The following is a 19,570-nucleotide window of genomic DNA, read 5'->3' as shown; positions in this document are numbered from 1 at the left end:
TTGGCCATTTTATTGAGAATAGTGTCATTAAGAAGAGTCTTATTGAGAAAAAGCTGATGAACATTAGTGTCGTGAACGCCTGCTTGCGCTACATATAGCGTGTTAAGAAACGTATGCGTTTGCCCTGGGGCACCTCTATTAATTGCCTTGACCTCAAAAACAACGTCTGAAACCATTGGAACTTCATTCGCTATTTTCAATAAAGTGAGTCTTTTTTAACAAAATTGAATTAACCGAGGTGCCCTCTTCTATCAGCGAAATTTACCTTGCAGCTAGTTTGTCGCTGAAATATAATGTCGCCCTAAATATCGTCCTAAATATGCTGAACCTTATCCTCTACAGGAAAGCGGACCTTCGGTAGGTGGGCGTATTTGTCTGCCTCGGAGCGATATCCGGCGGCACAAACGACGACAGAATGGTATCCCATTTCAGATAGTCCGAGGATTTCATCGTACTGAGCGGGCATAAAGCCTTCGATGGGGCAGGTGTCGATGCCCAGCAGGGCGGCACTGACCATCAGCTGACCGAGGGCAATGTAGGTCTGACGGGTGGACCAGCCATCGACATCCGGTACATTTTTCATAAAGTTTTTGATCACATTGCCAAAGCCCTGGAGGGACTCTAGGGATGCATCCCGGACTTCGGCTGTACGGGCCATGGCGCGATCCACATCGGCTTCGCTTAGACCGGTTTTAATAGCGAGTACAACTAGGTGGGAGGCCTCGACGACCTGGGCTTGCTTCCAGGATGCTTCTAGCAGTTTGGCCCGCACGGCGGTGTCATCCACCACGAAGAATTTCCAAGGTTCTAGGCCAAATGACGAAGGAGCTAGGACTAAGCTTTGCTCTAAGGCTGACCAGGTATCGGTAGGGATTTTTTTGCTGGCATCAAACATTTTGGTGGCGTAACGCCAGTTGAGTGCGTCTAGGACAGAGGCACTGGAAAAATTTGGAGCTGTCATGGAAAATACCGACACAACATGGCTGTTATAGCAGGTATGAGGTAAATTCAACACGCAACTGGAATACCTATAGTAAGAATTAATGGGGGTGCGATCGCAACCCTTACCACCACTGACTGATCAGTTTGCCTGCACCCTGATGCGGCAGTTTATACCGGCCCTAACTTGTCAGTTCTTAACATAATCATGCATATAACTGGCCATTTGCAGACATGTTTCGACAGATCGATGCCGAAACAATCAAACTGGCCTATGATGATAGGCATAATTTGTAAGTCTGGAGACCCGTCTTATCACTAAGAAACAGAAGCCTCTTGTAAACCGCAATATTAAGGACCCCCAGGTCCTATTCATCGACCAAACGGGTGAAAACCATGGCGTCATCGACACGGCCGATGCTATCAAGCTAGCGAAAGAAAGCAATCTTGATTTGGTAGTGGTTTCTCAGCCGCGAGAAGGCGCACCAGTTGCTAAGGCGATGGACCATGGAAAACTGCAATACCAGCAGAGCAAGCGGCAAAAGCAGACGTCTCGTCCGTCGGTTAAAGAGGTAAAGTTTCGACCCAATATTGGTGAGTCGGACTATGAACTGCGGGTAAAACGCGCGACTGAATGGCTCAGTAAGGGCGATTCGGTTAAGTTCCTTGTGCGTTTAAGAGGTCGGGAGCATCAGCATCGCGATCGCGCCACTGATCTACTGCAAAGAGTGGTTGACGACTTAGAAAGTGCTGGTAAGGTCCAGTCCTTTGATCGACGGGCGCTGACTCTCTTCCTTTCGCCTTCGTAGAATCGTTTGACAATTGAATCCCATTGTAGGGGGCATATACCAACATTATCGTTGGAATATGTCCCTATTTTTCTAAAAAGGCCTCCACCATAATGACAGAGGCTATAGAAAATGTGTGAGAAAATGTGTGAGAAATGTTGTTGTACTTCACTGCGCTACACGCATATCTCTGTCAATATCGTGAATGTTTGATCGCAAATTATCGCCTAGATAATCAATCCAAATCTGAGTTTTCCTAGAAATAAACCCTTGGGATGGATAGAGCAGCCATACGCCACTATTAAAGTCAGTGGCGGTGACAGTGTAACGGCTGAAGAGTCGGACCAATTGACCTATTGCAATATCTTTTTCAATTAGCCAGTCGGGCAGTAGTGTGAGACCCATATTGGCCACAGCACAGTTCCTAATGGCTGCTGAATTCGTGATTAAATACTGCCCTTGAATCGGCATTTCTGTTATCGCACCAGCCTCATCCCTAAACAACCAACTCAAGCTATGATCCCGCCGGGGAAACAGCAAACAGCGATGATCAACAATCTCCTCAGGCCTCTCTGGCACACCATGCTCGGCCAAATATCCTGGCCCCGCACAGATAAAAAACTCTATCGATCGTAGCTTCTGAAACCGATAGGTACTGTCTCGCAGTGCTCCCACCCGGATCGCCACATCAATTCGCTCAGCGATCAAATCCAAATAGGCATCCACCAACAGGAGTTCTACCCGCAGCTCTGGATAACGCCGAGCAAACTCCGGCAACAAAGGTGTCAGCTGCTTCTCGGCAAACACCCCCGGAGCCGTCACCCGCAACGTGCCCCGAGGCGTCTGACTCACCTCCATCGCCTGCTGTCGAGCCACGGTTAACTCAGTCACCGCTGGAAACACCCGGTCAAAATAAAGCTGCCCCGCTTCGGTGGGTTGCAGTTTACGCGTACTGCGTTGGAATAGGCGAATGTTCAAATCCCGCTCTAACTTGGCAATGACCCGCGACACCGACGATGGGTCAATATTCCGACTCCGGGCCACCGCAGCGAAGCTATGCTGCTGCATCACATCAATAAAGAGCTCCAAGGCTGATAGATCCATTTCTGTAGATCCATTCGTGCGTAAGTTGCATGAGTCTGTTGATATTTTAAGTATTTATTGTCAGTTTATGCATGGATAGGATGCAGGTAGTTTATTCACCACTGCCATGACTGATATTGCATTTTTAGGCATGGGGGCCATGGGGGCCCGCATTGCGACACAACTATTGTCAGCCGGACATTCCCTCCATGTGTGGAATCGCACACCCGCCCGCTGTCAGCCCTTGGTTGAGCAAGGGGCAACGGCCTATGATTCACCCAAGCAAGCGGCTGAGGCAGCTGAGGTGGTGATTGCCATGGTGGCGAATGACGAAGCTTCTCGTCAGGTGTGGCTGAATGGGGAAACTGGGGCCATGGCTGGGTTACAGCAGGGGGCCATAGCCCTCGAATACAGCACCCTCACCCTTGGTTGGAGTTGTGAGCTAGCGCGAAAAATGGCCGCTCACAGTCACCCATTCCTAGCTGCCCCCGTCATCGGTTCCCGTCCCCAAGCTGAGGCCGGCCAACTGATCCAACTAGTGGGCGGCGATGCTGCCACCTTGGACGCGGTGCAATCCATTCTCAAAAATCATTCGGCGGTCATTCATCCTGTGGGTGATGCCACCGCCAGTATGGCCCTAAAGCTTGCCATCAATACCCTTTTTGGCATTCAGGTAGCCGCCCTAGGGGAAGTTCTGGGCCTGTTGCAAAAAACAGGCATGTCCTCCGAGATTGCCATCAGTTGGCTGAATCAAATGCCTACCACCAGCGCTGCACTAAAGGGTATTGGTGCCCTGATGGCCAACCAAAACTATGCACCGCTATTTCCCATTAACTTGGTGGAAAAAGACTTTCGCTATGCTCAAGAGTTTGCCCAGTCACTTGAGGCTAACGTTCCCGTCGTTGAAGCGGTTCGACAGATCTATCAACAAGCTCAGAAGTCAGGCTATGGCGCAGACAACATTGCTGGAATAGCCCAACTGTATGTGAGGTAATGTCCCGGAATATCTGGCTCACTGTTGATTCCATGGCTCCATTAATCCGTGATTCACAGCTTCACTCAAGACAGTTGCTTTTCGGGGTATTAACTTAAGCCGGGAAATCCTGGCTAGGTGGGAAATCCGGGGCCAGAAGCCAGTGAGGCCCTGATTCCTGCCTTCTGAATACTATCCTTAGGAAAACGACCCGCTTTGAGTTGGCACCCCTCAAGAACATCTGTCCTAATGGGAGGAATTGAAAGATTTGTAGAATCGAATAAAGACTATTTGTGAGCTGCATATTGTGAGCTGCATATGACGCTTAATAGTACATTAGTACTGAATGGAAATTCTTAATTCATATCAGTAGATTGCAGGTTATGCCATTCTCCAATCGTATAACCATAGAAAATATTTAGATTGCCAGGGAAGAATGCTTGCCTAGCTTACGAAACCAATCTAAATCAGTGCATAGTCCATGCCAATCGTTCCAAACTTTATGAAACTGGTGCTCAAGGCAGTCATTCGCGGTTATCAAATTCTGATCTCACCGCTATTGCCGGCCACCTGTCGCTATACCCCCACCTGCTCAGCCTATGCCCTAGGGGCCATAGAATGTTTTGGCCCCTGGCGTGGTAGCTGGATGGCGATCAAACGTATTGCCCGCTGTAATCCCTGGCACGAAGGTGGCTACGATCCGGTCCCTGCTATCTCCATGGTGGGTCAAACGGACTTGCGGGATTTAATCATTTCTAACAGATTGTCTGTCGATGCCCCTGCCCAACCCATAGACGATGCTCAAGGTAAGGCCAAATGAAACGAGTACAGCTAAGTGAACTATTGGACCAGGGTGTGTCCCACAATGCCGCTATTCGCAAAAAGGTGATGTTACAGCCTGGGGATGTACCCCACCTGACTAACTTTTCCCAGGCGACCTTTGCCCCTGGACAGGTGGCTCCAGCCCATGCCCACTCAGATATGCATGAGGTATTCTTGGTCTCAGAGGGCACTGGCACCATGACCGTTAACGGGGTCGATCAGCTCCTGACCCCAGGGGTTTGTATTTTGGTAGCACCTGGGGATGTCCATGAGGTCAAAAATATAGGGGAAAATCCTCTGATTCTGACCTATTTTGGGATTATCTGAATCTTTTCCTCCCACGCAGCTTCCCCAAACCTCCCCATTTATTTTTTTCTCACTCAGCTATAGATGCCTTTCAATGTGCCGCCGCCGCCGCTGGATAATCCTGTTTATCTCAACCATCGTCGCTGGATGCTGCGGGCGTTGGAGCTAGCCGAGGCGGCTGGGGATGCGGGAGAGGTGCCGGTGGGGGCGGTGGTGGTTGGTCCTGACGATGAGGTAATTGCCGAAGCGGCTAACTGCCGCGAGCGGGATCATGACCCCACGGCCCATGCAGAGATTTTGGCCCTGCGTCAGGCTGGACGACATTTGCAAAACTGGCATCTGAATGACTGTCGTCTTTACGTTACTCTAGAACCTTGTCCCATGTGTGCGGGGGCAATTGTCAACGCCAGATTGGGTTTACTAGTGTATGGCGCAGATGATCTCAAAGCTGGGGCGGTACGCTCTGTCTTGAATGTGCCGGATGGACCGGCGTCTAACCATAAACTAGGCGTACAGGGGGGAATTCTCGCATCTTCTTGTCAGCAGCAGTTACAAAACTGGTTTCGGCAGAGACGGCGGTGAAACTGTCCCCTACTAGGGCGTATCTGAACTGACCAAGGGTTTATGGTATGTATACCAATGTGGACTTGAGTATCGTTGAGCACATGGTTCATGCATGAGCGACGCTAGCGAAATCTAGATTCCGATTTGAGTGTGTTCTTCATTTTCCTCGGCACTGCTAATGGCCTTTAGTCCCCAATTTTTGCTTCATAAATCGCCTACACCAGAAGCTATTCATGGGCCTTGTCAGTCGACGCTGTCGCCCTGGCTGGCTCCGCTGGCGTACAAAATTGGTGAAGACCTGGTGCTGCCAAATTTCTTTAAGACTATTCGCATCACCGGTCAGGAAAATATTCCCACCAGTGGTCCCGTTGTGTTTGCTCCGACCCATCGCTCGCGGTGGGATTCATTATTGGTGGGTCTGGTGGGTCATCAGACCACGGGGCGCTATCTGCGGTTTATGGTCACTGCCGATGAATGTTTCGGGCTACAGGGCTGGGCAATTCGACGTCTGGGGGGATTTCCGGTGGATGTGAGACGGCCTGCGATCGCAACCCTGCGCCACGGTGTGCAGCTGCTCCGCAACCAACAAACCCTAGTGATTTTTCCCGAAGGGGATATTTTTCGTGAAAAGCAGGTGCAGCGCCTCAAGCCTGGTCTAGCCAGATTGGCCCTCCAGGCCGAACAATCCACCCCAGGTTTAGGGGTTAAGGTGCTGCCGATCTATTTTGACTATGACCATCCGCGCCCCAGCCTGGGCAGCAGTGTCGAGATACGCATTGGTCAGCCCCTAGAAGTTACCAACTACCTAGCTTCGGGGTCCGGCAAGCAGCAGGCCATGGAGTTGACCTCCGACCTTAAGCAAGCGTTAGAGTCTCTGGCCCACGTCAATATTGAGTACCCCCTAGAGTTAGTCGCCTAGGGTAGAATTAGCACCTGTATCGTCAAAGCCTTGAATCATGACCCATGTTTTGTAGAACCATGGTTATGGTTTGGGCCTAAGTTGACGCTACTCTAACGGTTATTGCTAGTTCCCACGGGCAGACTTAATAACAAACCCCCGGGCATCAATGACACCCAGGGGTTAATGCTAAATCTAAAGTCCTTTCAATTCCCTAGACCTAACTGTGGTAACTTAAGCAGCCTGTTTCTGGCGCTTAGCCGTAGCAGCAGCACCCGCTAAGGCAAAAAGGCCCAATAGAGTCGCAGGCTCAGGAACAGTTTCAGGATCGGAGACCGAAATAGCATCGGAAACAGTCACATCGCCCGTAGCAGAGGATGTGATGGAACCAGACGCAAAGGTATCGACCAAGAGAAAGTCAAGATCAATCACAGCTGAACTAGACGCGTAAACCCCCTCAGACGCATCATCCCCAACTACATTAGCCGTACCGTCAACAAAGAAACCAGCGGGGCCAAAAAAGTTCTGAATCTCAGCACCACTGTCGGCAGAAGACACAGACACAACCTCTGTTGCGCTGTTAAAGGTCCATATCCAAGAGTCAAACTCATCAGTGGATACAAAACCATCAGTAGCAGCCGTCTCGTCAGCAATAAAGCTACCGTTAATGGAGGCACCATCGGCGAAGAAGCCAGTATAGTCAATATTCCAGCGGAAACTCGCGGCTTGAGCGGGGGCTGCAAAGGCAGTTATGCCCAAAGTTGCAGCAGCAGCAAAAACAATCTTTTTCATAGTTCTATGATCAATAAAAAATGAAAGCAATGGACTAAAACTGCGTCAAATCCCCCATGACTGCTCTGTTTTGCTTCCAAGCAAAACAGAGCAGTGTTCAGCGACTATGAACCCACGATGCCACCGTTCTTACGGGTGAGCACGATGGTGCTATCACGGGGAATCGTCACCCCATCCGTGGGGGCGGGGAAGTTGGTGAGGGTGGGATCGCCGTCACCGGGATGCTGGATGTTTGTGAACAGAGTCTTCCGATCGGGAGTATAGGCAAAACCCGTGACTTCATCACTTGCAACACCTGTGAACAGGCGACGGATTTCGCCAGTGGCCGGGTTCGCAACCAACATCTGGTTGTTGAGCCCCTTCTTCTGTCCACCATCCGTACCGATGAACAGACGACCATCTTCGTCTGACCAGAGGGCGTCGGGGTCACTGAAGGTAGTTTCATCACCATCTTCGTGAGTCTCCTGCGCAATGAAAGGAATAGTCCAGGTAAATTTGGTTCCTGTGTGGTTGTTGCTGTCCACCATGCGCAGGATGTGGCCATCGGGGTTAGGGGCCAAGGGACTACCAGGCCCTGTCTCCGTACGATTGCTGTTATTGGTTAAAGACCAGAAGATAGCTCCGTCGGGAGCAATCGTGGTCCACTCGGGACGGTCCATGGGAGTAGCCCCCAGGATATCAGCTGCCACCCGGGTAAATACCAACAATTCAGCCTGATCCTTAAACTTAGCCTTTAGCTGAGGATTACGAATCGTCAGCTCCAGCCATTCACCGGAGCCGTCTTCTTTGAACTTGGCAACGTAGAGCTTACCGTAGTCCAGGGGACTCAAACCCCGGGCCAGCATGGAGCGCCAGCTAGCTTGAGACACATACTTGTAGCAGTAGTCAAAGCGCTCGTCATCCCCCATGTAACCCACAATGCGACCGCCGGTCCCCGTTGCGAAAGCACAAGCTTCGTGCTTAAAGCGCCCCATGGCTGTACGCTTAACAGCCTTCTTGGAACCATCTTCAGGATCGATTTCAACAATCCAACCAAAGCGGTGATGCTCGTTGGCATAGCTGGGGTTAGACAGGTCAAAGCGATCGTCGAATAGCTCCCAACTGTAGCCAAAGCCAGTCGCACTAAAGCCATAACGGTCCTGAGTTTCGTTAGGCACAAAGGCCTCCCCCTGGGAGGAACCAAAGTAACCGTTGAAGTTCTCTTCACAAGTGATGTAGGTGCCCCAAGGGGTATAACCATTGCCGCAGTTATTGAGCGTGCCTTGGAAGCGATTGTTAGCGGTGTTCTTGAGGAGAGCGTTACCGGCCACAGGACCACTGAATTCAACCTCAGTGTTCACGTGAATACGCCGAGAGTTGGGACTAGCCACGCGGTCCCACTTGCCGTTAGTGCTCTTAATGGCAACCACTGAAACCCCGTGGGCGTGCTGGGATAAACGAACATCCTCTAGGCTCTCAGGCGCATCTTTGCCCAGGATGTGCGCATTTTCACCAAATTCATGGTTAATGCACAGCATTCCTTCGGTATTGCTGGTGCCATTCTTGGCAAAGAACCACATGCCGTCGTGACCAATACCCACCTGGTTAGCTTGCTCAGCGGCTGTGGGGCGAGTGTTGGGATCACCTTTGTATTCTGGACCACCAGGCTGAATGGACGTACCCCAAGGGATCAAAGCCTGGTACTCGTAGTCGGGAGAGACGGTAGGAGTGGCCGGATCCGCAATAGCATCTGCAATTTTTACTGCAGCGAAGCCGAGCAGGCCAGTAGTTTGAGCCAATAGGGTACCGCCAGTGGCACCGCCAGCTAGGGTAGTTGCAGCCGCCGCACCCTTAGCCAACAGGCTTTCACCGACAAATGCACCCATGAAGCCAGCCGCTGACATGACAGCGCTACGCTTCAACACATTACGACGGGATAGGCTAGCTTTGAGAATGTCTTCAAAAGGGCGGTTATTAGACCGATTACGGGTGTTGTTATCGTGATTAGCGTGGGACATAGAACTATGATCTCCTCTCTGAGATTACGGGTGCACCATCAAGACATATGAACCTGAACCATAAAGCCCTCCAATCCAGACTTTCGTCCAAACTTTGTTATATGGGAGAGCTTTTCCGCTTGACAAAAAATGTGTGAAAGCTAATCCACAAAAGCGACATAGGGCTGTACAGCTCGACCACTGAGCTGACCAGAGTCAAACAGTCGATCAAACTGGGGAGCAATGTCGCGCGACGCAGCGGTCGTGGAGCGGCGAGACGGACTGGTGGCAACCTGGGTAGGCTGCGGCCTATCGTGTCGTCGGATCAACGCATAGGAACTGTAATATTTTGTCCAAGCACTCACCTGTGGATTTTCCTGCCACTGTGTTCGGGCAACCGTTGTGGTCAAGATGGGGATGACATCACCATTGCGGCTGCCCAACACAACAACTTCGATCTCAGTCAGGCTGGGATCGGCATTAAAGTGTTGATCAATCGCTTGGGTAGCCATGGATTCAGCTTGACTAACTAAGTCATCGCTAGATGAGCGATCATAAATGGGCATATCCAGAAGAACCGGCCCGTCTGAATTAGCTAAATTAGCTAAGGCTGATCCATCAGAACCACTCACCCATTGAATTCCCAAAAGACATATGGCCAGGGATAAGCAGCCCAGAAATAGCTTCCTGGGCCCTGCATAGAGACGATGAGTCACGGTAGATTAGGCCATATTTGTGTAATTCAAAGTCAGACTAGATCAGTCATGTGATATGTGAGCTGATTCATTTATCCCCTATCCGTATATTTCCATAAATAACCTTGCTGTGGGTAAAGGGAAGGTTAATGGAAGTTTCTCAGTAGTTAAAGGATTGAAAACAAAACGAATGTGCCGATGATCTAATCATACAATCGCCAAGTACGTTGATTCCTCGTTTTGCATGGATTGCAAATAGTTCTACTTCAGCGGAAATTATAGCCTAAACGCCTAGAATATGAACTTTTTTAAAGGACTGAAAGTTCAAGGATAACTTCAAAGATAACAATGTCTCCAGAAATTTTTTGTGGGTTGTATTGACTTTTGCGATCCACTCCTCAATCGCCGTCTTGAAATCGTCAAACTCTTCGTAGCACTTTGAATACAAACTTTGAATGCAAACATTGATTTCGGACAAACTTCCATAATCGCTCAATCAAATTCAAGTTCGGTGAATAGGACGATAGGGATAACAACCTCAGTGGTGCAGAAAAGTCCTGAAAGCTCTGCACCACTAGGGAAGCAATACCTAGGGCTCTTCGGTATTGTGAAAATATCAAGATAAAAATAGGTACAACAATAAACGAGAGGCTCTAGGTTGTGAAAGTAAAACGTTTGCCAGGTTCCGTTAGTGTATCCATGCCAAATTGTGTCTCAAAAATCCAAAGAACCAGTGCCTTTCTGACTGCATCAGGTTCATTTTGCTAGGGGGGAGCTTGTACAGTAGAGGGGTTATCTATTGCGATCGCACCCATGAGTACCGCCATTGAATGGACCGCCGAAGCCAAAGCCCGTTTGAAAGAAATTCCGTTTTTTGTCCGTCCAGCTGCCCGCAAAAAAATTGAGAAATTCGCCCAGGAAGCAGAGGTAACGGAAATAACCGTAGAAGTTTACGAGCAAGCTAAGCAAAAGTTTGGATAATCAAGCTTAGGATCAATCAATGTCCATTGTGGATAGATAAGATGGCTCGTTTGCGTTGGATATGTTTGCTTAGCCTGGTTTTGCTGCTACAGGCCTGTGGCGACTTCGGTGCTGTGCCCCCCCAGTCGGTTATAGAGCGGGGGCTAGCCATGAAAATGGCCCATACGCAGCAGGCATTGATCGCCCATTTAGCACCGAAAGTACCCCAGTTGCCCAACTTTAAGCTCCGCCAGGTAGAGGTAACCCTACGGGAAGCCCAGGACGATGACACCTTCCATCTCCAGGGTACCTATGAAGCTGTGATCCAGCTGACCAGCCGTGAAAAAAAAGAAACGGGTCCCTTTGATCTCTATATTGCCAGGGAGAAAACAGAAGATACCGTTAGCTGGTTTTTGTTGTCCGATGAGAAGAGAGAATTACTGGTGACGAATCCTAGATAACGGCAACGGTGGAAGTAGTTGGGGAGAGTTTTGTATAGGCAAGTAGCATAAAAGATGGGGAGATTTGTTAAAGTACCCATATTAAGCGAGCATGGAAACTTGAAGGAAAAACTGTTCTAAAACCCGTATTCCTAGCTTTCCATCACCGTTTGGGCAATATCCACCGGCACATCAACAAAGTACTGCCGCTGAAATTGTTCTTCCTGCAAACTGGCTAAAAACAACCGGAGTTTAGCTTGTTGTTCTTCTAGGGTGGCAGCTAGGGTGGCATCATATCGGAGCGTCATGGTTCTATTGATGGTCGCAGTTGTGGTAGCCGCCAGGAGTTCAGCCGTTTGCAAATCATCTTCTGCGTGCTCCCCATCCCAAAAACCTAAACTATTCAACGCCGCTAACCCACAGCGCAACGCCCCCTCCCCCAGTCCCAGCTGCGCCATGATCTGCGCCATCGTTACCCCCGTCCCCGTCCGGGCCAAATACTTGGCCAATCCCATCAACTGCTTCCACACCTCCACCGGAGCGGCCGGTTCAGGGTTGTCATAGGCCAACACCAGGGGCGTTTGCCGCTGGGTCGCCTGGTGAAACCAGGGGCGCAACTGCTGCCAATTGGTTGGGCATTGGGTCACCACCAACCCCTCCTCCCAACCCTTCCCCAAGCCATCTCCCAAATCAGCCGCTTGGGCCCGGCGGTCAATCACCTGCTGTTTTGACATGGCCACTGCTGAAACCGCTTCAGCCTCAGCCCCGCGCACATCCACTAATCGCACCTCATAGCCCCCATACTGGGGCTTCTTCTGGCGAGAGTAGGCATTAAAATCTAGCTCCACTACCACATCGCAGCGGCCCACCGGCAGATCGTCCTTATAGTGGCCCCACCACAAGCCCGGAAATCCAGCAGGGCAGGTATCGTCCTTGAGTAAAAAATGGGTTTTGATAAATTGGAGCTTGCGGTTTGACACCGGGTCCTTGATTTTCTGGTGCCAGGTATTGTCAAACCAGGCATTGCGCACCAGTAACCGAGGCACCGGATTCCCCATGCCGTAGGGTTCCAGCAAATTTAACTGCTGAAACAGGTCTTTTCCGAGTTCACAGGCGCTCACTTCTAGATCCACCTTAATCACGGGACCAGATGTGATCCCCACCTGGCGCAGCTGTCGGTTCAGGGCATCGGCAAATAGCTCCACATTCTCCCCTGGTAGGGTCATGCCCGCCGCAAATGGGTGCCCCCCAAAGCTGGTGAGTAAATGGGACTGAGCCGTCACCAGCTGATAGAGGTCGATCCGATTCACCGACCGGGCCGAGCCCCGCGCCACCTCGCCATCAAGGGTGAGTAAAATCGTCGGCTTGCCATATTCCTGGGCCACCTGTCCCGCCACAATGCCCAGGACCCCTGTTGGCCACTGGGCATCGGCCAGTACAATCACCTGCACCGTGGCCATGTCCAACTCGGTCAGTCGCTGGAGCACCTGGGTGTGGACATCTTTTTGCAATGCTTTACGGCGAGTGTTGGCCCACTCGGTTTGCTGGGCTAGGTCCTGGCAATGGTCCGGATCTTCACTGGTCAACAGGTCCACGCAAAACTGCGCATCGCCATGGATTCGACTGACGGCATTAATGCGGGGACCAATGCCAAAGGAAATATCGGTGGGGCGATCCCCCGTCCGGCGACAGAGTTTTAATAGTTCGGCTACACCGGGACGAATTGGGTGACTGGTTTTTAAATGGGTCTGGAGCTGACGAATACCGATTTGGGCCAGGTACCGACAGTCACCGCTCAGCTGCACCAAATCGGCAATCAGACCAATGGCCACCAAATCGGTCAGTTCCGCCAGGGGCCGGGTGGGGGTGAGTCTGGCGTAGAGGGCTTCCACCAGCTTAAAGGCAACGGCCACGCCGGACAGATGGGCCAGGGGATGATCCGCTTCAAAGTAGCGCGGATTGATAATGGCCACTACCGGCGGGCGGGCCTCGGGCAGGGTGTGGTGATCGGTGATGATCACGTCGATGCCAAGGGTTTGGGCATGGTCAATTTCCGTTAGGTTAGTGCTGCCGTTATCGCAGGTGATTACCAGGGTGGTGCCATCAGTTGCGATCGCATCCAAGCCATGGATCGACAGCCCATGGGAATCGGTCAGCCGGTTGGGAATAAAGTAGTTCAGCATGCCCGTGGGAAAAAACTGGCGCAGACCATCCCACAGCACCGCCGTAGACGTAATGCCATCGGCATCAAAGTCGCCCCAAATGGTGACGGTTTCCTGGCGCTCTACGGCCTGGAGAATGCGCTCCACCGCCTGGGTCATTTCAGCCCCAAATGCCTCTGGCGGCATAGGCTCATAGGTGTCGGGGTCGATAAAGGCCGTGAGCTGCTCAGCCGTACAAATGCCTCGCTGCCACAGCAGTTCAGCCGCTCGTTTGGGCGGGTTGGGTAACGTTGCGATCGCTTGGACAGTGTCGACCCAATCGGTGGAAATCGTTTTACCGTCGGGCAGCTGCCACTGGGGAGTTGGGGTGGTCAAGGCACCGATTAAAGATGAGGGATAACTTTTTTTTCTTACAAAAAAAGTATATTTATCGTGGGCTTGGTTAGAATGGGCGGAATTCTGACTGGGTATCTGACTGGTTATAAGTAAACTGTTTTCGGCACCATACTAGACTAGTTGAATGCTCTAAGAATTATTTAAATGCAGTGGTGACAGTCAGGAGTATCTTGTGAAACTTGGTGGATGGATTGGCCTGATCAGCATCTTAGCGAGCCTATATATACTTTGGCTGCTTAAGGACATTTTACTACTGGTATTTACGGCGGTGATCGTTGCGATCGCCCTCAACAGCATCGTCCGACGTCTCCAGCAAACCGGCATTCCCCGCCGATTTGCCATGCCCATCGTCCTGTTCATCAGTTTTTTAGTCATCGCCCTCTTTTTCCTCGGGGTAGTCCCTCCCTTTGTGGAGCAATTTAGCCTACTGATCGAGCTAATTATCGATGCCAGCCGCGATTTACCCGAAACCCTAACCAAGCTTGAAACCCACTTACCCGGACAGCTCCGCTTTCCTGACCTGAACGAATTTTTAGACTGGGCCACCTCCCCCGACTCAGCGGTAGTAGATGTTTTTAATAACTTCTTTTCGTTCTTTAACTCTTCCCTCCGAATATTGCTCCAGGTTCTTCTGGTGATGATTTTGTCCCTAATGTTTTTAGGGAATCCCAGCATCTATCGCCAGGCCCTGCTGCGATTAATGCCCTCCTTTTATCGACGACGGGCAGATGATATTTTACAAGACTGTGAAATTTCTCTGTGCAACTGGATGGGAGGCATTGTTCTCAACTCAGTGTTCATTTTCTTCCTCAGTTTTGTTGGGTTAGCCCTGTTGGGCATCAAGCTCGTATTGGCCCATGCCCTGATCGCCGGGGTGCTCAACTTTATCCCTAATGTTGGTCCCAGCCTCAGCCTTATTTTTCCAGCGATGGTAGCCCTCATCTCACCAGAACCTTGGAAAGTTGTGCCTGTGATTGGTTGGTACGTGATCATCCAACAGATTGAAAGTTACTGGCTCACACCGACGGTTATGGCCCGCCAAATCTCTCTGCCCCCGGCCCTAACATTAATTGCCCAAATTTGTTTCGCCACCATATTTGGTTTTCTCGGCCTGGTGCTGGCCTTACCCCTAGCCGTTGTTGCCAAAATCTGGCTCCAAGAGCTCCTGGTCAAGGATATTCTCGATCAATGGGAAATTCCTGGCTTTGCCTCCTTGCAACCGGCCCTAGCAGGTGCACCTAACAATATAGAAAATCAAACAGAGTCTCTGCCCGAAACAACGGCAACGCCACCGACCATTGCCCCTAGCCCTAATCCCCCCAGCGACCAACAAAGCCCATAAACAACTAAAAAACTGCCCCACAATCACCATCTTTCATCCGTTCCCTGCCTGGACTGAGCTCAGCCTTTACGCCAGGTAAGGGGTCCAGTTTACGGTTTCTAACAGATATCTCGACGAATCGCCATGACGCCAGAGTTTTTTTGGCATCGCTGACCCGTAGACCCTTACCATAGCCATATGGATTAGTTGCACTTACTCCTCTGGATTAGTCTTAGGGGAGTTTGGTGGCTACTGATGCGATCGCAATTCTCACCCTACCCCAATGATTTCTATGGCTTTTCGTGCAACCCTCGTCGCCTTTTGGATCATATGTTTTGGACTGATAGCAGCTCCAGCCCATGCCATGACACCGCTGGGGGTATCTGACATTGGCTACGAAGAATGCTCCGCCGAATATGCCGAAGGCATCGTCAGTGCAGGCAGTCTGGACCGGGCGACCTGCTATTTAATTACCGGCACTTTGACCAACAATTCTGGCAAGCCTATCCTCAACGCCGATATTTTTGGTCGCATTTTCGACAAGGATAACAATCCGGTCATGCAAAATCGTGGTCGGCTAGGGGGCGTAGAGTACGTCCCTCCTGGGGAAAGTGCCTTCGAAATCCGAGTGTCAGTTGCCTCCAATCAGCAACCCCCGCTGAAGTTAAAGAACTTCAAGGCATCTGGTTTTGTCGGTAAGGTCCGTCGCCAAGGCCAAATTGATTAGAAATTTAGTCTATATCTCTGAAACATAACTGAAAGGGGCTAGTGGGAAATCCCACCAGCCCCTTTCAGTTTTTGCTTTAAGTACCACGGACCCGTTGCCGATGCCCAGAGTATTTAAGCGAACAAACCTAGCCTGAGGCCTGTTTAATCGATCTAAAATGCCTAAAATCCCGCATAAGCCGCGTAGCCACTTCCCAGGGACGCCGCAGCACCGTTAAGGGCAGACTGTACAAACTGTAGAAGAAAAAAGGCTAGAATCGCTGAGAAATCAATTCCCCCCAGGGGTGGAATGATGGAACGAAAAAGATTTAGATAGGGATCCGTCACCTGACTCAAGGCTGAAAAAGCCGGGTTACCCCAGTCTATATTGGGAAACCAACTCAGCAACACACGGATGACCAGTAAAACCAAATAAATGCTGACAAACTTGGCGAGAGCTTCAAAAACGATTGCAACCATAGGTGTATAACCTGGCGATAACTAGAGTGTACCTTTGGATTCTTGCTTACAGTGTAACCGATGAGTTCCTAACCTCGAAGTTTATTTGAGCCCATAATGCTCTAAACTTAAGGGTTTTATAAAAACTCAATAATTAAGAGTCGATGGTGGAGGTTTCATAGTCGGTGAAATGACCATTAGTCGTACCCAACTGCTCACGGACCTCTTCAATCGCGGCATTCAGCTCGGAAATTTTATCTTCCAGGCCACGGCGAGCCACTTCCATCCGCTCATCACTGCTCATATCCGCCAGGTTCTGACGGATGTCTTCTGAAAGCTGACTCAGGCTTGAGGTCCCTTTGGCGGAGTTTGTCTGATTGATCCGGCTAGCGGCTAAGACTCCGGCCACACCACCAACTATTCCCCCCAACAGGGCTCCTAAAAAAAATCCACTGGTGAAGTTGCTTGACTGACTCATAATCTACGGTGATTAGTTGGTATCAAATGTTCGATCCCCAGCATCTCCTAGTCCTGGCACGATAAAGCCATTTTCATCTAGTCCCTCGTCGATGATGCCCGCATAAATTACGAGCTGCGGATAGGCTTCGGCTAGTTTTTGCAGCGCTGGAGGAGCTGTAACCACCGAAACAATCCTAACTAGAGACGGATCCACACCACGCTTCACTAATTCTGCCATAGTGGCCATAATTGTACCGCCCGTTGCCAGCATTGGCTCACTGATTAATACTCGAGTTTCGGGGGGGATGTGCTCAGGTAGCTTGTTGAGATAACAGATCGCTTCGAGGGTTTCTTCGTTACGGGCAAAACCCAAGTGATAGACTGAAGCTGTGGGTAGGGTGGCCTGTACCCCTTCCATTAAGGCCAATCCTGCCCGCAAAATGGGCACCACCATCAGTGGCATTTCAGGATCAATAAACGTTGCTGGACAGGACCTAAGGGGAGTTTCTATGGTGAGGTCTACGGTGAGTAACCAATCATTACGAATTGCTTCGTAGGTTAACCAGCGACCCATTTCAGTCATGGCGCTACGAAATACGGCGGACGGTGTATTGACGTCCCTTAGTACTCCGAGCCAATGCTTGATTAAGGGGTGGGGAGGAACGTGGATCCGCAGCTGCATTGCCATGGGGAATTAGGAATTAAAGACAGTAGGTGGGCTAAATCTGCCCAATCATACGTCCTTGGCCGTTGGGTGGTCTAGGGGCAATTGCTCTACTGCGGAGTCGTAGGACTGCCCTAACGATTCCTACCGACTACTACTGCGCAGTAGATGCCTCACGGTTTCTACCATCTCTGCGGGGCGAAACGGTTTAGCAATATAGGCATCAGCTCCCTGCTTCATGCCCCAATATCGATCAAATTCTTCATTTTTAGACGAACAAATGACAACGGGTACGTCCTTGGTAGGGCCGTTACTCTTGACCCATCGACAAAGTTCGTAACCGTTCATATTGGGCATCACAATATCGAGCACCACCAGATCAGGGGGGTTCGATGTGATCATATCTTTTGCTTTTTCACCATCTTCAGCTTCCAAAACAGTCATACCCGCCTTGATCAGGAGACCAGAGATCATCTCCCGTAGGGTTGAGCTGTCATCCACAATTAAAACCGTGGTCATAATACAAGGACTAGGTAGGGTTCCTAAAGTGTTAGTGAGCCCAAATTTGGGGGCCAGATTACACACAACCAGCTAATCATACGAATTCAGTTGGTTTCAGGCAATATCTTTAGATACGCTGGGTGGGTTCAAGGACTGCTTAAGAATCTGAGGACAAATTCGGGAAAAGGCCGAGGCCCAGAGATATGGCAAAAATATGGCAGAAATATGGCCTAGCTGACTGTTGCTATCATCTTAAGTATACGAATAAAGATTGGGAATGATTCGTTACGTTAAGGGTCTAGTTTTCCAATTCGTCTAGCAGGTCTAAGACGGGTTTGGGCTGCAGTTTATCTTTGAACCACACAATTTTAGCGGGGACGTTTTTGACATCAATGCCCGCTTTGGCTAAGTTTAGCCGTTCTGAAATGGCCAAAATCAAATTTTGACAGTCTGACTTTTGTACCTGGGCAAATTTTTTTCGGAGGTATTCGGGCCGCCAATATCCCACTATTTCCAGTAAATAAACTGGCCCATCGGGATGAACTAGGCGAAAGTCAGGAATCATAACGCTGCCGGGAATCGGGATCAGATCGACTTCCCTTTCTAGCTGCCATGGGGTTTTACCTTGGTCGATTAAGCTGGCCCAGCGCTCGGCAAAGCCGGCTTCGACCATGCTGTCGTAGGGTTTGCCCGGGGGGTAGTGGCTGACTAAATCGCAGGTGGAGTCAAGGGTATAGCCTTTTTCGGACTGGGCTTTGGTGTAGCTGTCTTTCCACTGGAGGGTGGCGCTGAGGTGCCAGCGGGTGACGTGCAAAATGGCGGGGACCAGCTTGGCAATGTCCAGACCATAGCGGGTGCTGGATTTAAACAGGCTAGCCGGACCGTCGATGGTGATGGTAAATCCCTGTTCGGCTTCCCCTTCGATGTAGGTCATGAGCCGAAACAGCTTCAGGTAGCGAAACATCAGCTTGTATTCGCCGGGATCGTTGCGGTGCAGGTTTAGGATCACATGGCTGGCTCGGTAGAAGATGCCCTGGACCTGGGACAGGTTATAGCGGTGGATCAGGGCCTCTGGGGTGGGGGCATCGAACTGGATCAGGATGTGATTTTCCTTCAGGTCGGCATACAAACCCTGTTCGATATGCATGGGTTCGACGTTCTTGTTCAGTTCTTGGGTGAGCTGGCCGGCGAGGGTTTCTAGGTGCTGCTGGGCGGTAGCGGACGATGGAGCAGTGGTGGCGGCCAGGGCAAATGCCCGATGGCGGAGTTCCTGGGGGTCGAGGGGACTGACCACCTCAAAGGTGCTAAAGCTGCTGCGGAGGATATGGGCCAGTCCCCGCTTAATGCGGTAGTCAGTGTCTTCGCCTTCGAGGGATTGGAGCTTTTGGTTCAGGTTGCCTTGGGTATCGCCCACGGTGGCTTGGAAGAGGGCGATTAGGTTGGTTGCGATCGCAATCCACCCCTCATTCAATGGCAGCTGTTTGGCATCAATGGAATCACCCCGAGGCCGATGGATCAGTAGGTCAGAAGGAAGCATCTTCCTAAGATAGAGGCTATATAGTTAATTAAGAACGCAAAATAAAAACGCAAAATTCAAAACAGGTTACCAACTCAAAGCGGGACGTTTTCCCCAGGATAGTATTCAGGAGTCAGGAGTCAGGCATCAG

At 50.6% G+C, this 19,570-nt stretch carries 21 protein-coding genes; 10 read left to right on the top strand and 11 right to left on the bottom strand.

Annotated elements, in window-relative coordinates; all coding sequences use genetic code 11:
• Positions 1-313 precede the first annotated feature (313 nt).
• Positions 314-961: an NAD(P)H-dependent oxidoreductase gene (locus VB741_RS10295; protein WP_323365083.1), complete on the bottom strand. Its 648-nt coding sequence runs from the start codon at positions 959-961 to the stop codon at positions 314-316.
• Positions 962-1,238: 277 nt separating this feature from the next.
• On the opposite strand from VB741_RS10295, the gene infC reads away from it, so the two are divergent.
• Positions 1,239-1,748, top strand: a complete 510-nt coding sequence (gene infC, locus VB741_RS10290; protein WP_323365084.1) for a translation initiation factor IF-3 — start codon at positions 1,239-1,241, stop codon at positions 1,746-1,748.
• Between the two features lie 147 nt (positions 1,749-1,895).
• On the opposite strand, the gene VB741_RS10285 is transcribed toward infC, so the two are convergent.
• The gene (locus VB741_RS10285) at positions 1,896-2,831 is read right to left on the bottom strand and encodes a LysR family transcriptional regulator (protein ID WP_323365082.1); all 936 of its coding nucleotides are present in this window, start codon (positions 2,829-2,831) and stop codon (positions 1,896-1,898) included.
• Between the two features lie 106 nt (positions 2,832-2,937).
• Between VB741_RS10285 and VB741_RS10280 the strand changes: the two genes are divergently transcribed.
• The 5 genes from VB741_RS10280 to VB741_RS10260 all read left to right on the top strand — a co-directional run bounded on the left by VB741_RS10280 (position 2,938) and on the right by VB741_RS10260 (position 6,394).
• A complete protein-coding gene (locus VB741_RS10280) occupies positions 2,938-3,804 on the top strand; it encodes an NAD(P)-dependent oxidoreductase (protein ID WP_323365081.1) in 867 nt (288 codons plus the stop codon).
• Positions 3,805-4,264: 460 nt separating this feature from the next.
• Positions 4,265-4,603 carry a membrane protein insertion efficiency factor YidD gene (yidD, locus tag VB741_RS10275; protein ID WP_323365080.1) on the top strand — a complete coding sequence of 113 codons (339 nt, stop codon included), beginning with the start codon at positions 4,265-4,267 and terminating at the stop codon, positions 4,601-4,603.
• A complete protein-coding gene (locus VB741_RS10270) occupies positions 4,600-4,932 on the top strand; it encodes a cupin domain-containing protein (RefSeq protein ID WP_323365079.1) in 333 nt (110 codons plus the stop codon). The genes yidD and VB741_RS10270 overlap by 4 nt, the downstream gene beginning before the upstream one ends.
• Positions 4,933-4,995: 63 nt before the next feature.
• Positions 4,996-5,493, top strand: coding sequence for a tRNA adenosine(34) deaminase TadA (tadA, locus tag VB741_RS10265; protein ID WP_323365078.1), 498 nt, complete (start codon positions 4,996-4,998; stop codon positions 5,491-5,493).
• A gap of 160 nt (positions 5,494-5,653) precedes the next feature.
• Complete coding sequence (locus VB741_RS10260) at positions 5,654-6,394, top strand: lysophospholipid acyltransferase family protein (RefSeq protein ID WP_323365077.1); 741 nt, start codon at positions 5,654-5,656, stop codon at positions 6,392-6,394.
• Positions 6,395-6,607: 213 nt separating this feature from the next.
• Here VB741_RS10260 and VB741_RS10255 read toward each other — a convergent pair whose 3' ends face one another.
• From VB741_RS10255 to VB741_RS10245, 3 genes are all read right to left on the bottom strand, one after another.
• Positions 6,608-7,165: a PEP-CTERM sorting domain-containing protein gene (locus tag VB741_RS10255; RefSeq protein WP_323365076.1), complete on the bottom strand. Its 558-nt coding sequence runs from the start codon at positions 7,163-7,165 to the stop codon at positions 6,608-6,610.
• Between the two features lie 104 nt (positions 7,166-7,269).
• Complete coding sequence (locus tag VB741_RS10250) at positions 7,270-9,162, bottom strand: PhoX family protein (RefSeq protein WP_323365075.1); 1,893 nt, start codon at positions 9,160-9,162, stop codon at positions 7,270-7,272.
• 140 nt (positions 9,163-9,302) lie between these two features.
• Complete coding sequence (locus VB741_RS10245; RefSeq protein ID WP_323365074.1) at positions 9,303-9,707, bottom strand: hypothetical protein; 405 nt, start codon at positions 9,705-9,707, stop codon at positions 9,303-9,305.
• A gap of 942 nt (positions 9,708-10,649) precedes the next feature.
• Between VB741_RS10245 and VB741_RS10235 the strand changes: the two genes are divergently transcribed.
• Positions 10,650-10,817: a PCP reductase family protein gene (locus tag VB741_RS10235; RefSeq protein WP_323365073.1), complete on the top strand. Its 168-nt coding sequence runs from the start codon at positions 10,650-10,652 to the stop codon at positions 10,815-10,817.
• Between the two features lie 41 nt (positions 10,818-10,858).
• On the top strand, positions 10,859-11,257 hold the full coding sequence (locus VB741_RS10230; protein ID WP_323365072.1) for a hypothetical protein: 399 nt from the start codon (positions 10,859-10,861) through the stop codon (positions 11,255-11,257).
• Positions 11,258-11,388: 131 nt separating this feature from the next.
• Here VB741_RS10230 and recJ read toward each other — a convergent pair whose 3' ends face one another.
• On the bottom strand, positions 11,389-13,773 hold the full coding sequence (gene recJ / locus VB741_RS10225; protein WP_323365071.1) for a single-stranded-DNA-specific exonuclease RecJ: 2,385 nt from the start codon (positions 13,771-13,773) through the stop codon (positions 11,389-11,391).
• A gap of 193 nt (positions 13,774-13,966) precedes the next feature.
• On the opposite strand from recJ, the gene VB741_RS10220 reads away from it, so the two are divergent.
• Both VB741_RS10220 and VB741_RS10215 read left to right on the top strand, forming a co-directional pair.
• Positions 13,967-15,136, top strand: a complete 1,170-nt coding sequence (locus VB741_RS10220; RefSeq protein ID WP_323365070.1) for an AI-2E family transporter — start codon at positions 13,967-13,969, stop codon at positions 15,134-15,136.
• A 271-nt stretch (positions 15,137-15,407) separates the two neighbouring features.
• Positions 15,408-15,842, top strand: coding sequence for a hypothetical protein (locus tag VB741_RS10215; protein WP_323365069.1), 435 nt, complete (start codon positions 15,408-15,410; stop codon positions 15,840-15,842).
• A gap of 161 nt (positions 15,843-16,003) precedes the next feature.
• Here VB741_RS10215 and VB741_RS10210 read toward each other — a convergent pair whose 3' ends face one another.
• The 5 genes from VB741_RS10210 to VB741_RS10190 form a co-directional block, all read right to left on the bottom strand.
• A complete protein-coding gene (locus VB741_RS10210; protein ID WP_323365068.1) occupies positions 16,004-16,300 on the bottom strand; it encodes a YggT family protein in 297 nt (98 codons plus the stop codon).
• Between the two features lie 133 nt (positions 16,301-16,433).
• Positions 16,434-16,757: a gas vesicle protein gene (locus VB741_RS10205; protein WP_323365067.1), complete on the bottom strand. Its 324-nt coding sequence runs from the start codon at positions 16,755-16,757 to the stop codon at positions 16,434-16,436.
• Positions 16,758-16,769: 12 nt separating this feature from the next.
• The gene (gene upp, locus VB741_RS10200; RefSeq protein ID WP_323365066.1) at positions 16,770-17,426 is read right to left on the bottom strand and encodes a uracil phosphoribosyltransferase; all 657 of its coding nucleotides are present in this window, start codon (positions 17,424-17,426) and stop codon (positions 16,770-16,772) included.
• A gap of 120 nt (positions 17,427-17,546) precedes the next feature.
• Positions 17,547-17,921, bottom strand: coding sequence for a response regulator transcription factor (locus tag VB741_RS10195; RefSeq protein ID WP_323365065.1), 375 nt, complete (start codon positions 17,919-17,921; stop codon positions 17,547-17,549).
• Positions 17,922-18,201: 280 nt separating this feature from the next.
• The gene (locus tag VB741_RS10190) at positions 18,202-19,440 is read right to left on the bottom strand and encodes a DUF790 family protein (RefSeq protein ID WP_323365064.1); all 1,239 of its coding nucleotides are present in this window, start codon (positions 19,438-19,440) and stop codon (positions 18,202-18,204) included.
• Positions 19,441-19,570 lie beyond the last annotated feature (130 nt).

The organism is Leptothoe sp. PORK10 BA2 (assembly GCF_034932105.1).
Taxonomy (GTDB): domain Bacteria; phylum Cyanobacteriota; class Cyanobacteriia; order Phormidesmidales; family Phormidesmidaceae; genus Leptothoe.
The sequence above is the reverse complement of the archived record's forward strand: the minus strand, read 5'-3'. Positions and strand labels throughout refer to the sequence as shown.